We start from the raw sequence: 13,627 nt of genomic DNA, 5'->3' as shown, positions 1-13,627 counted from the left end.
CAAGCGATGCCTGGCACGCTGCTGCCTTCCTTGATCGATCCCTGCTGTTATGTATAAAAGATAGGCGTACTGTGAATGTGCTCACAGACTTCTGTCCAATGGAGGGCGAGTCTGGGATCGCAAGGCAGCGGACCGGCACCCAGGCGCCGGCGGATCCACTACAAAGCCAGAGGCAGAGGTTCAAGGGAAGCACGCGGATCGGTCGGCGACAACAACAACAGCAAGCGAGGGCACGGGCTTCTTCGGCGGATCTCTCCGGTCAGGGAGATTGAGCATGACGGGCTTGACGGACTCCAGGCACGAGGCTGTTCCAGGGCGCAATGGCGACAGCCTGATCGAGGAGCTGGCGAATTTCGCCACCCACCACAAGGCCTCGCGGTGGCGCGGCAGCTTTGCCGAATTCCTGCGCGACATTTTCCCGGCGGCGGCCCCGCGGCTCGTCCGCTCCAGCCACCAGTATCTATACGACATGCTCAGCTGGTACCGGGCGGAACGTCCCGATGCCGCGGCGGACACCGCGTCAGGCAACCCCAAGGACCTGTTCACCAGCGAGCTCTACGGCATCGACGAGGCACTCGACCGCGTGGTCGAGTACTTCAAGGCGGCCAGCGCCGGTTCCGATGTCGGCCGCCGCCTGCTGCTGCTGCTCGGTCCGCCGTCGGGTGGCAAGTCCTCCGCAGTGATCCTCATGAAGCGCGGGCTGGAGGAATACAGCCACACGGATGCTGGTGCGCTGTATGCCCTGCAAGGCTCGCCGCTGCACGAATCGCCGCTGAACCTGGTGCCCGCCAGCCTGCGCGGCAAGTTCCGCGAGACCTACGGCGTGGAGATCAGCGGCGAGCTCTCGCCCTACAGCCGCGCGCGCCTCGACGAGGAATTCCGCGGCGACTTCATGCAGTTCCCGGTCGAGCGCATCTTCCTCTCGGAGGCGGCCCGCGTCGGCGTCGGCACCTACGCCCCGCACGACCCCACCACGGCCGACATCGCCGACCTCGTCGGTTCGGTGGACCTGTCGAAGGTGGCCGAGATCGGCGACGAGGGCGATCCGCGCGCCTGGTCCTGGAGCGGCGCCGTCTATGCCGCCAGCCGCGGCATGCTGGAGATGATCGAGATCCTCAAGGTGAAGCGCGAGTTCCTCTACCTGCTGCTGACGCTCACCCAGGAGAAGAACGTCAAGGTGTCGCGCTTCCCGCTGATCCACCTGGACGAGACCATCGTCGCGCACACCAACCTCGCCGAGTTCAACCGCTTCCTCCAGGAGAAGGAAAACGAGGCGCTGCTCGACCGCATGGTCATCGTCAAGGTGCCGTACACGCTGTCCTACCCCGACGAGGCGCGCATCTACCAGAAGCTGGTGTCCAACGCCCCGGCCTTCCGCGCCGTGCACCTGGACCCGCATGTGCTGCCGCTGGCCGCGGTGTTCGCCATCCTGACGCGGCTGACGAAGCCGGAGAAGGAGGGCCTGGACCTGTCGCGCAAGCTGCGGGTCTACGCCGGCGAGGACGTCGAGGGCGTCTCCGCCAGCGAGGTGGAGCGGCTGCGCGCCGAGAGCCCCGACGAGGGCCTGTCCGGGGTCAGCCCGCGGTTCGTCATCAACGCCATTTCCAACGCCATCACCCGCAGCGACCGGCGCAGCCTCACCAGCATGGAGATGCTGCTGGCCCTGAAGGATGCGATCCAGAGCGATGCGCGCATGGATGCCGCGCAGAAGAAGGCCTGGGTGGATTTCCTGGTGACGGCACGCAAAGACTTCTACAACCGCTGGGTGAAGGAGGACGTGCACCGTGCGCTGTTCGCCTCATTCGAGGACGAGGCGCAGCAGCTGCTGGAGAAGTACCTGGACGAGGTGGAGGCCTCGCTGGACCAGCGCGAGGTGAAGGACCCCATCACCGGCGAGGCGCGGCCGGCCGACGAGCGCTTCCTGCGCAAGGTGGAGGAGAAGATCAAGATCTCCGAGTCCGGCAAGCAGTCCTTCCGCCAGGAGGTGGTGCGCAAGGCCATGGTGGCCTTCAAGGCCGGCGACCGCTTCACGCTCGACAGCCATACGCGCCTGCACGAGGCCATCGAGCAGTACCTGTTCGAGGAACGCCGCGACGTGCTGCGGCTGGTCACCTCGGCCGCCCGGCCGGACGACGAGGTGCGGCAGAAGATCTCCGCCGTGCAGGAGCGCCTGGTCATGGAGTACGGCTACGACGAGCACAGCGCCCGCGAGGCCCTGAGCTACGTCACCACGCTGCTGTCGCAGGAATAGGCGGGGGCCCGGGGACGATGGACCTGCCCTCGACATTCTCCGGCTGCAGCGCGGGCGGGGAGGACTGGTACGAGCTGTTCTCGCGCGGCGCGCGCGACTGGCTGCGACACAACGAGAAGCTTCGCCGCGCGGTGCGCGAGAAGCTGCCCGAGGTACTCGGTAATGCCGAGATGTCCGGCGCCGATCCTGGCCGTACCGTGCGGGTGCCGGTGCGCTTCCTCGAGCATTACCGCTTCCGGCTGCGCGATGCGGAGGAAGCGGTGGGCGCCGGCCAGGGCGATGTCAGGCCCGGTGACAGGCTGGCGCAGCCGGGGGCGGCTGGCCAGGGGCAGGACAAGGGCGAGGGCGGAGACGGCGAGGGTGGCCTGCAGCTGGTGCTCGAGCTCAAGGTGGACGACATCGTCGACTGGCTCTGGGAGGAGCTCGAGCTGCCCAACCTGCAGCCGCGCGCCGGCGTGACGCAGGACGAGGAGTACCAGCGCGAGGGCTGGAGCCGACGCGGCGTGCGCTCGCGCCTGGACCGGCGGCGATCCATGAAGGAAAGCCTCAAGCGCCGTGCCGTCGATCCGGCCGGACCGGCGTTCACCGACGAGGACCTGCGCTTCCGGCAACTGGTGACGCGCCGCCAGCCGGCCACCCAGGCCGTGGTGTTCTTCGCCATGGACGTGTCCTCCAGCATGCGCGACCGTGACCGCCAGCTCGCCAAGACCTTCTTCTTCTGGGTAGTGCAGGGCCTGCGGCGACAGTACTCGCGGCTCGAGCTGGTGTTCGTCGCCCACACGGTCAAGGCCTGGGAATTTCCCGAGGCGGAGTTCTTCCAGGTGCGCGGATCGGGCGGCACGGTGGCTTCCTCGGCGTTCTCGCTGGTCAGCGATGCCATCGCCGAGCGCTACGACCCGTCACGCTACAACGTCTACTTCTTCTACGGTTCCGACGGCGAGAACTTCAAGGACGACCACGAGGCCGCCGGTGCCGCCCTGGAGGGCATCACCGCGGTGGCGAGCTTCACCGGCTACGTCGAGACACCGGCCTCCGAGGACCGCGGCCTCGACACCGAGACCGCCGGGCTGTTCAGGGCGCAGGCCGATGCCGGTCGCCCGGTGGGCAGCTACGCCCTGACCGGCAGCGAATCGGTCTGGGCCGCGATCCGCGCCTTCTTCCGCCAGCAGGTCGCGGCGGGAGCAGGCTGAGCACGGCCGTGGCCGCCGCCATCGAAACCTACGGGCGCCAGCTCGAGGAACTGGCCCGTGCACAGGGCCTCGACTACTTCCCGGTGCAGTTCGAGGAAGTGCCCGACAGCTTCATGATGGAGGTGGCCGTATACGGGCTGCCGGTGCGGATGCCGCACTGGTCCTTCGGCGTGCGCTACATCTACCAGCTGATCCAGCATCGCATGGGCCACTCGCGCCTGTTCGAGGTGGTATTCCCCGGCAACCCGGGACGCGCCTACCTGGCACGGGGCAACAGCCTGCCGGAGAACACGCTGGTGGTGGCCCATGTGCTCGGCCATGCCGATTTCTCCCGCCACAACGAACTCTTCCGCCGCAGCCAGCAGGAAGTCGGCTACCGCATCGTCGACCAGGCCGCGGACCACGCCCGCCAGATCGCCGGCGCCATCGAGGAGCACGGCGCCGGCCGCGTCGAGCAGGTGCTCGACGCGGCGCTGGCACTGGAAGCGCACATCGATGTCTTCCGGGGATTGCGCCGCGAAGCCTACCCGGAGTTCGCCAGCGACCCGCCGGTGAGCGACGACACCTTCCGCCAGCGTTTCCATCAGCTGCCCGGGGACGAGCGTGCCGCGCCGGCCGCGGAGCCGCGGCGACGAGCGCCCTTGCCGCCGCACCCGGAGAAGGACCTGCTGTGGTTCATTGCCCGGTATGCGCCGGAGCTGGAGGGCTGGGAGCGCGACATCTTCCTGGCAGTACGCGAGGAATCGTTCTACTTCTATCCCGTGTTCGCCTGCCAGATCATGAACGAAGGCTGGGCCTCGTACTGGCATGCGCGCCTGCTGCGGGAAGCGGATTTCATTCCGCAGCACGAGTACCTCGATGCCATCAAGACGCATTCCGACGTGGTGCGCCCGCATGCCGCCGACCGGCAGGCCTCGCTCGCCATCAACCCGTATCACCTCGGCTTCCGCATGTGGGAGGCCATCATGGACAACCTCGGGCCGCGGAAGGCCTTCGAGATCCGCGCGCAGGATGACGACTTCAGCTTCGTGCGCAACTACCTCACTGCGGAGCTGGCCGAGGAACTGAAACTGTTCCGCTACACGGCGTCGGCGAACGGCACCGTGGAAGTGGCCGACCGGGACATCAACGCGCTGCGCGACGCCATCCTCGCGCCGAAATACAACTTCGGCGCCCCGGCCGTGGCGGTGCGTGGCGTGGCTACCGACGGCACGCTGCATCTCGGCCATGACCACGGCAGCGACGGCCGGGGCCTCGACGCCGACCGCGCCGCCCGCGTGCTCGGCTACGTGCAGCGCGTCTGGCGCCGGCCGGTGCGCCTGGAGACGGTCGATGGCCGGGGCGAGCCCTGCGTGATCGAGGCACCGGCTGCCTGAGCGATGGCCGGCCGGCCGCCGCCGGCAGCCACGGATGAGCGGTTTCGCCCCGCAAGCGCTAGGATGCGCCCCGCATGAGCGGTGGTGGCGCCATGACCGTTGCGGATGCTGCATATCCCGGCCCGGGCGGCCCGGGAAGGCCGGCATTCGGCCCCCTGTCGCGGCTGCTCGTGGTCGCGCCCCATCCCGACGACGAAACCATCGCCGCTGCGGGCCTCATGCAGGCCGCACGCCAGGCAGGGGCCACGGTGCGCGTGTGGCTGCTCACGGATGGCGACAACAATCCCTGGCCGCAGCGCTGGGTGGAGCGACGCTGGCGGATCGACGACGGGGCGCGCCGGCGATGGGGCCGGCGCCGTCGCGCGGAATCCATGGAGGCGCTGCAGCGGATGGGGTTCGATCCGGCCGCGGTCCTGCAGCCCTTCGGCTGGCCGGACGGGGGCCTCACCGATCGCTTCATTGCGGATCCCGGCGGCCTGATGATCTTGCTGCAGCGCGAGCTGAGCGCGTTCTCACCCACCGACCTGGTGATCCCGGCCGTGACGGACAGGCACCCGGACCATGGGACGGCGGGGCTGCTGATGACCCTGGCAGCCCGCCAGGCGGGGCTCGCCCAGCGCGTGCTGTCCTACCGTATCCACGGCGGGCGGCCAGCGGAGGCCGCCCTGGCATGGGAGCTGGACGACAGCCAGTGGGCGTCGAAGCAGCGGGCGATGACGGCTTATGCCACCCAGTCGGCCCTGTCGGCTTCCCGGCTGCGCCGCATGGCCGGCCGCCGGGAAGTCTTCCGGTCTGACCCGTTCTGGCCCTGGCCGGGCCGGGTCCCGGTCACCCGCCTGGAGCCGGGACCCGGTGGCGGCAGCCTGGTCTTCGACCTGGGATGGCCAGCCCGGGTCCTTGCCCGCCAGCGCCTGCTGGTGGTGGCTGCCCCGCCCGGTGGCACGCCGACCGTCCGCGTGATCGCCGGCCCGGCGCTGGCCGCCCTGGCCCGGCGCCAGGCCGGCGGAATCCGGTTGACGGTGCAGGGACTCGCCACGGAAAATTGTCATACCTTCCTGAAACTCGAGCCGCTGCGGCGTGGTCCATGGATCTTCGACCGCTGCCCGTGGCTCGGGCTTCCGGCGCAAGGCGCGCCAACGACAGATACCAGAGACCCTATTCCGTGAAGCTGACCCTGGTGATTCCCGCACTGAACGAGGCGGCGACGCTGCGTGCGCTGCTCCTCGACATCGGTGCACTGGATCTGGACGTCATCGTCGTGGACGACGGCTCCACCGATGGCACCCTGGACAGCATTGCCGACCTGCCGGTCCGGACCCTGCGGCGCGCGCAACGTGGCGGCAAGGGCGCCGCGCTGCATGACGGCTTCGCGCTGGCGCTCTCGCTGGGTGCCGACGCGGTGATGACCATGGACGCCGACGGCCAGCATGCGGCGGCCGACATCCCGCGGCTGATGGCGGCGGCGCGCCAGCACCCCGAGCGCATCGTCATCGGCGCGCGGCTGATCGGTCGCGAGCGCCAGCCGCGCTCGCGTCGACGTGCCAACGCAGTGGCGGACTGGTTCCTCTCCTGGGCCTGTGGCCACCGCGTCATCGACACGCAGAGCGGCCATCGCGTGTATCCGCGCCGGGCTGCGGCGCTGGCGCGCGCCTGCCCGGCATCCGGCTTCGACTTCGAGGCGGAGATCCTCATCGAGGCAGCCGCCCACGGCATCACCACGGTGGCGGTGCCGATCGAGGCCCGCTATGCGCCTGGCCTGCGGCCGAGCCATTTCGCCCCGGTCGCCGATGTGCTGCGCATCACGCGGCTGGTCGCCGGCCGCATCATCCGCGGCGGCCTGATGCTCGATCATCTCTGGCGGCTTCGCGGCCAGCACGTCGAGATCACCTCGCCGCCATGATCCAAGGCAACGCCGCAACCGGTGGCGTGACCGCGCCGCCACGGGATCCTGTGGCCGGGGCCCTGCCTCCGCGGTGGCGTCGCGAGCTGTGGACGGTGCTCGCCGTGGTGCTGGCGGTGAAACTTGCGGTGCTGGCAGTGGATCACGTGCCGCGGGTGTTCCTCGGCGACTCGGTCACCTACCTGCACGGCGCCCTGGATGGCGTCATCCCGCGCGATCGGTCCTTCGTCTACAGCATGCTGATCGCCCTCACGGCGGTGCCCGCCCATTCGTTGCTGGCGCTGGTGCTGGCGCAGACCGTCGCCGGGGCCCTCGCGGCGACGATCGTCTACGCCATCGCGCGCGGGGGGCTTGGCCTGGGGGCGTTGCTGTCCGGGGCGCTGGCGGTGCTGACTGCGCTGGAGCCGGCGCAGCTCTTCTACGAACGCATGGTCATGGCCGAGGCCTTTGGAGGGCTCGCCTGGTTCGGCTTCATCGGCTGCGCCGTCGCCTACTTCCGGGATGGCGACTGGCGCTGGTTGCCGGCCGCGGCAGTGTGCGGGCTGGCCGCTGCCTCGCTGCGCATGAACGGGCTTGCGGTCCTGCTCGCGGTCGGCGGCCTGCTGCCGGCCTGGCGGTGGCTGCTCCATGCCCCGGCGCGGGCCTGCGGCCGGCGCTGCCTCGGGGCACATCTGGCGCTGGCGATCGCCTGTACCTCGATCCTGCACGTCGGCTACCGCCATCTCGTCGGCCACCTTACCCATGCACCGCCCGGCTATATCGGCATCGCCGGCGTGTTCGAGCTCGGCATGGTGGCGCCGCTGGTGCAGCCTGCGGACTTCGAAGGGACTGGTTGCCCGCCCGACATCCTGCGCCGCATCGGCGTGCCGCTGCGCGACGCCACCATGCGCGAGAGCCAGATCTGGCGCGACGATGGCTTGTGGCCGGTGATGCGCCGGACCTGCCGCAATGCCGAGCAGGCCGCGGCCATCGTCGCCGAACGCGCGCTGTCGGAGCGCCCCTGGGGCCTGCTGCCCATGGCCGCGGCGATCATCGGCCAGTATTTTGATCCGGTGGCCGAGCGCTGGCGCATGGACAGCGATCTTGGCCGCCTGGACCTGGGCGCGGATTTCGCGGCACTGCTGCGGCAGAACTTCAACCTGGATGCCCGCGGGATTCCCCATCAGGTCACGCTGGCCAGTTCATGGTTCGAGCATGCACGCGAGTGGTTCACGCTGACCTTCCTGTTGCTGCCGTTCCTCGCTGCCACGGCCCTGCTTCGCGCCCGCGACGAGGCCCCCGCGGCAACGGCGCTGGCGTTGATGTCCCTGGTGCTGTCTGTCAGCGCGCTGCTGTTCCAGCACATCATTTCCTATCGCTACCTGCATCCGTATCCGCCGCTGTTTCTGCTGCTCATCGCCTGGCTCGCCATCGCCCGGCCCGGGCGACGCCGGCAGGTGCCTGCAGCCGGTGTGATGAAGGTATCGCCAGAGACGCGCAGCGGCTGAAACTCCCGCGAATTTCTCCGCATTATTGTCAAGGCGCCGTTGAGCGGCCTGCGGCACGAACGGTAAGCTGTCGACACCGGTGCAGCGCATGCATGCACGGTGCAGCGCAAGAATTCCCGGCCCTCGTTTCCTGCAGAAAGCAAACCCTGTGTCCTTGTCGTTCACGAGACCGCTTGCCGTCATCGGATTCCTCGTCACCTCCCTGCTGGGCGCCGTACGCGCCGACGCCATGGTGGTCGACTGCGGGCCGAATATCTGCTTCCAGTACGATGAAACGCAGTCCGCGGTTGCGGTGTTCGGGCTGCCGTTCCGCGTTGGCGACACGCTGGAGTTCCTGCCGCCTGCTGCGGCGGCGGTGGCTGCCGGCGGCAGCGGGCCGGCAAGCCTGTCGGCCACCTTCGTCATCGACCGCATCTTCAGCGGCCTGGGCAACCTGGCTGGCCTGCATCTGTCCGTCGAAGGCGACCACGATGCGACCGCCGGCGGCAGTGTCGGCAGCCACTTCGGCCTGCAGCTGTTCGACAACGCAGGCCCGGGCAGCGGTGCCGTCGGCGTCAGCCATGATGCGACGGGCGATGGCAGCCAGCCGCGGATATGGCGGCTCGAGGCCGCCACCAGTCCGGAGGAGCTGTTTGCGGCCCCGTCCGCAGACCTGAGGCTGCAGCTCACGGGCATCCTGTCCGCCAGCGCGGAGGGAGCCGGCGCCGGCGCCTGGATCGCGACCAAGTACATCGCCATCAGTGCCACGGCCGTGCCGGCGCCGCCGGCCATGGCCCTGTTCCTCAGCGCGGCCGCGGCCCTCGCGGCACGAACCCGCCGGCGCAGCCACCCGCCGGCACGCTGACGCCGGCCCGGCAACGCCGCTCGCCGCATCCCGGCCCCGGTGCGCCTGCCCGCGGGGCGACCTGCTATATTTGCCGCATGGATCGAGGCCCCGGCGGGCTCGCCCCCGGGAACAACCCGAACAAGGGGGCGCCATGGCAGTCAGCCAGGAGCTTCACGCCACGCACCAGCTGCGCAACATCGCGCTGCTGGGTCCGACGGGTGCCGGCAAGACCACGCTGCTCGAGGCCATGCTGGCGCACACCGGCATGATCCGCGAACCCGGCAGCCTCGGCCGCGGCACCACGGTCTCCGACTTCACGCCCCAGGAGCGCCGCCTCGGCCATTCGCTGGACACGGCCGTGTGCCACCTGCGCCATGACGGCGTGCTGATGAACCTCATCGATACGCCGGGCAACCCGGACCTCATCGGTCGGGCGATCAGCGTGCTGGCGGCCGCCGATACCGCAGCCCTGGTGCTCAACGCGCAGGCCGGGGTCGATACCGTGGCGCGCCGGCTGATGGACCTGGCCGCGAGCCGGCGACTGTGCCGCCTGGTGATCATCAACCGCATCGACGCCGATGGCGGCCAGCTGGCCGCCATGCTCGAGCAGGTGCGCGCGGCTTTCGGCCGAGAATGCCTGCCGCTCAACCTGCCGGCCGATGGTGGCAGGGCGGTTGCCGACTGCTTCTTTTCCCTGTCCGACAGGCAGCCGGACTTCTCCAGCGTGGCAGCGGCGCACACCGCCATGGTCGACCAGGTGGTGGAGCTCGACGAGGACCTCATGCGCCTGTACCTGGAACAGGGCGAGGCCATCGATGCCGGGCAGCTGCACGATCCCTTCGAGCGCGCCCTGCGGGATGGCCACCTCGTTCCGGTCTGCTTTGTTTCGGCGGTGACCGGCGCGGGGCTACGCCAGCTGCTGCAGATCCTCGCGCGGCTGATGCCCGATCCCACCGAGGGCAATTCCCCGGAGTTCCTGCAGGGCGAGGGTGGCCAGGCGCGGCCGGTGCGCGTGAGTGCCGATCCGCAGGCTCATTTCATCGGCCATGTGTTCAAGGTGAAGATCGATCCCTACGTAGGCCGTCTCGGCGTGTTCCGTGTCCACCAGGGCCGGGTGCGGCCAGGCGACACGGTGTTCATCGGCGATCGGCGCAAGGGCTTCAAGGTCACGCATCTCCTGCGGCTGCAGGGCAGCCAGGCGATGGAGATCCCGCAGGCCGTGCCCGGCGACATCGCCGCGGTGTCGAAGATCGACGACCTGGCGTTCGACGTGGTGCTGCATGCCAGTCACGACGAGGACCAGTTCCACCTGCGCCCGACTCTGCTGCCGGCGCCCATGCACGGCCTGGCCATAGAGCCGGCGCGGCGTGGCGCGGAGAAGAAGCTCGCCGATGCGCTGCACCGGATCACCGCCGAGGACCCGAGCCTGCGGCTGGAGTTCGTGGCCGGCGGCAGCGAGACGGTGCTGCGTGGCCTCGGCGACCTGCACCTGCGGCTGGTGCTGGAGCGGGTGCAGGAGGAGGCCGGCATCGAGGTGAAGACACGCCCGCCGCGCATTGCCTACCGCGAGACCGTGACGCGCGCGGCGCAAGGCCACTGCCGCCACAAGAAGCAGACCGGCGGCGCCGGCCAGTTCGGCGAGGTGTTCCTGCGCGTCGAGCCGCTGGTGCGCGGCAGCGGCTTCGAGTTCGTCGACGAGGTGGTGGGCGGTGCCATTCCCGGCCAGTTCATCCCGGCGGTGGAGAAAGGCGTGCGCCAGGTGCTGGCGGAGGGTGCCCTGTCTGGACATCCCATCGAGGACCTGCGGGTGACCGTCTACGACGGCAAGCACCACAGCGTCGACTCCAAGGAGGTGGCCTTCATTGCCGCGGGCCGCAAGGCCTTCCTCGACGCATTTGCAAAGGCGGGCCCCATCGTGCTGGAGCCGGTGGCGCGGGTGGAGATCACCACGCCGCCCGAGTTCGTCGGCGATATTTCCGGCCACCTGGCGGGGCACCGCGGGCGCATCAACGGCAACCAGGCCGCCAGCGGCAGCGAGATCACCATCGCCGCCGAGGTGCCGGAGGCGGAGCTCCTCGACTACCAGGCGCGGCTGAAGTCCCTGACCGGCGGCAAGGGCAGCTTCACGCTGCGCTTCGATCACTACGCCATGGTGCCCCCCGCCGTGCAGAAGACCCTGGTGGAGGTCTTCCGCCCGCGGGCGGAGGAGTGAGGCGGCGCCTGCCGCTCAGGACTTCCTTGCCGCCGCGACTTCGGCGATCACCGCGTCGGCGACGTTCTTCGGCACCGGATCGTAGTGCGAGAACTCCATGGTGAACGAGGCGCGGCCGCTGGTCATGCTGCGCAGCTGGCCGATGTAGCCGAACATCTCCGACAGCGGCACGTTGGCCACCACGGCGATGTTGGTGCCGCGCTCGACCTGTTCCTGGATGGCGCCGCGGCGGCGGTTCATGTCGCCGATGACGTCGCCGAGGTAGTCACCCGGGCTCACGGTCTCCACCTTCATCACCGGCTCGAGCAGGATCGGGCTGGCCTTGCGCACCGCCTCGCGGAAGCAGGCCTTGGCGGCGATCTCGAAGGTGAGCGCGTTGGAGTCCACGTCATGGTAGCTGCCGTCGGTGAGGCGGGCGCGGAAGTCCACGGTGGGGAAGTGCGCCAGCACGCCGTCCTCCATCTGCATCCGCAGGCCCTTCTCGACCGAGGGCACGTATTCCTTGGGCACGGAGCCGCCGACGGTTTCGTCGACGAACTCGAAGCCGCTGCCGCGCGGCAACGGCTCGAAGGTGATCCAGACCTCGGCGAACTGGCCGGAGCCGCCGGTCTGCTTCTTGTGGACGTACTGCTCGGCGATCGGCTTGGTGATGGTCTCGCGGTAGGCGACCTGCGGCTTGCCCATCTCGCCCTCGACCCCGTACTCGGTGCGCATGCGGTCCAGCGTCACGTCGAGGTGCAGTTCGCCCATGCCGCGCAGGATCGTCTGGCCGGTCTCGCGGTCGGTTTCCAGGCGCAGTGACGGGTCGGCACGCACCATCTTGCCGAGCGCGTTGCCGAACTTCTCCTGGTCGCCCTTGACCTTGGGCTTGACCGAGACACTGATGACGGGATCCGGGAAGCGCATGCGCTCGAGCACCACCGGGTGGGCGGCATCGCACAGCGTGTCGCCGGTGTCGGTCTCGGCCAGCGAGACCAGGGCGATGATGTCCCCGGCGCGGGCCTCCTCGATGGGATTGGCCTCCTTGGCGAACATCTCGACCATGCGGCCGATCTTCTCGCGCTTGCCGCGGGTGGTATTGGTGACGGACATGCCTTTGGTCAGCACCCCCGAGTACACGCGGCAGAAGGTCAGCGCGCCATAGGCATCGTTGATGACCTTGAATGCCAGCGCGGCGAACGGCGCGTCATCGGAGTTCTGGCACTCGCCGGTGGCGTTGCCGTCGGCATCCACGGTCTTGATGGCAGCGACATCGGTCGGCGCCGGCAGGTAGTCGACCACGGCATCGAGCACCTGCTGCACGCCGCGGTTCTTGTACGAGGAGCCGCAGAGCACCGGATTGAAGGCGCCGGTGATGGTGCCCTTGCGCAGGCACTTCTTGATGGTGTCGATCGAGGGGTCCTCACCTTCGAGATAGGCCTCCATCGCCGCGTCATCCATCTCCAGGCAGGTGTCCACGAGCTGGGTGCGGTACTTGCCGGCGTCGGCGATGATGGCGCGGTCGCTGGGCACGGTAATGCCGAGCTTGTCGGCGAGGTCCGGAGTGACGTCGAGGACGTCCCACTTGGCGTCGCGGTCCTCGGAGGTCCAGACCAGTGCCTTGTTCTGCACCAGGTCGATCATGCCCTTGAAGTTGTCCTCGGAGCCGATCGGCAGGTAGATCGGCAGCGGGCGCGCGCCCAGGCGCTTCCTGATCATGTCGACGCAACGCAGGAAGCCCGCCCCGCTGCGGTCCATCTTGTTGACGTAGCAGATGCGCGGCACGTTGTAGTTGTCGGCCAGGCGCCAGTTGGTCTCCGATTGCGGTTCCACGCCGGCCACGCCGTCGAAGACGACGATGGCGCCGTCGAGCACCCGCAGCGAGCGGTTCACCTCGATGGTGAAATCGACGTGCCCGGGGGTGTCGATGACGTTGAGCTTCTTGCCCTTCCAGAACGCCGATACGGCGGCGGACTGGATGGTGATGCCGCGCTTCTGCTCCTGCTCGAGGTAATCGGTGGTGGTCGAGGACTTCAGGTCCTTGGTGTCGTGCACGTCGACCATGGTGTGCTTGCGTCCCGTGTAGTACAGGATGCGCTCGGTGGTCGTGGTCTTGCCGGCATCGACGTGGGCGATGATGCCGATGTTGCGGATGTCGGACAGCGGTGTTGTACGGGGCATGGCAGGCTTCCATCAGGCCGGACGTGATCGGCGCCTTTGCACTGCGACAGCCGGCCCTGCCCGGCCCGGCTGGGGGGCGGGTCGGGCCGACTGACGGGGTGCGGCGCGCCGGAAGGGCGCGAATTCTACCTGTTTCCGGGGCGGAATGTCCCGGATCTTGGCTGCCGGTGCCCCGGCCCGGAGACCGGCCCGGTACCGGGCCCGCTGCGGATGGCCGTGGCGGTG

Annotated in this window: 9 protein-coding genes; 8 read left to right on the top strand and 1 reads right to left on the bottom strand. The window is 69.1% G+C overall.

The genetic code is table 11. The features are described 5' to 3' along the window. Positions 1–274 precede the first annotated feature (274 nt). From HRU81_10425 to HRU81_10390, 8 genes are all read left to right on the top strand, one after another. Positions 275–2,251 (top strand): serine protein kinase, encoded by a 1,977-nt coding sequence (locus HRU81_10425; GenBank protein ID QOJ32488.1) that lies wholly within the window; start codon positions 275–277, stop codon positions 2,249–2,251. A gap of 17 nt (positions 2,252–2,268) precedes the next feature. After that, positions 2,269–3,441 (top strand): DUF444 family protein, encoded by a 1,173-nt coding sequence (locus HRU81_10420; GenBank protein ID QOJ32487.1) that lies wholly within the window; start codon positions 2,269–2,271, stop codon positions 3,439–3,441. An 8-nt stretch (positions 3,442–3,449) separates the two neighbouring features. Then, entirely contained in the window at positions 3,450–4,817 is a 1,368-nt protein-coding gene (locus HRU81_10415; protein ID QOJ32486.1) for a SpoVR family protein, read from the top strand. Between the two features lie 74 nt (positions 4,818–4,891). Next, on the top strand, positions 4,892–5,983 hold the full coding sequence (locus HRU81_10410; GenBank protein QOJ32485.1) for a PIG-L family deacetylase: 1,092 nt from the start codon (positions 4,892–4,894) through the stop codon (positions 5,981–5,983). Then, a complete protein-coding gene (locus tag HRU81_10405; protein ID QOJ32484.1) occupies positions 5,902–6,717 on the top strand; it encodes a glycosyltransferase family 2 protein in 816 nt (271 codons plus the stop codon). The genes HRU81_10410 and HRU81_10405 overlap by 82 nt, the downstream gene beginning before the upstream one ends. Further along, positions 6,714–8,204: a hypothetical protein gene (locus HRU81_10400; protein ID QOJ32483.1), complete on the top strand. Its 1,491-nt coding sequence runs from the start codon at positions 6,714–6,716 to the stop codon at positions 8,202–8,204. Before HRU81_10405 ends, HRU81_10400 begins: the two co-directional genes overlap by 4 nt. A gap of 154 nt (positions 8,205–8,358) precedes the next feature. Beyond that, the gene (locus HRU81_10395; GenBank protein QOJ32482.1) at positions 8,359–9,048 is read left to right on the top strand and encodes a hypothetical protein; all 690 of its coding nucleotides are present in this window, start codon (positions 8,359–8,361) and stop codon (positions 9,046–9,048) included. Between the two features lie 133 nt (positions 9,049–9,181). Further along, a complete protein-coding gene (locus tag HRU81_10390) occupies positions 9,182–11,242 on the top strand; it encodes an elongation factor G (protein QOJ32481.1) in 2,061 nt (686 codons plus the stop codon). Between the two features lie 15 nt (positions 11,243–11,257). Here the strand turns inward: HRU81_10390 and fusA are convergent, their stop codons facing one another. Beyond that, a complete protein-coding gene (gene fusA / locus HRU81_10385) occupies positions 11,258–13,402 on the bottom strand; it encodes an elongation factor G (GenBank protein QOJ32480.1) in 2,145 nt (714 codons plus the stop codon). Positions 13,403–13,627: the final 225 nt, after the last annotated feature.

It is taken from the genome of Gammaproteobacteria bacterium, assembly GCA_015709695.1.
Lineage (GTDB): Bacteria > Pseudomonadota > Gammaproteobacteria > Steroidobacterales.
This window is presented reverse-complemented; position numbering and strand designations above follow the sequence as displayed.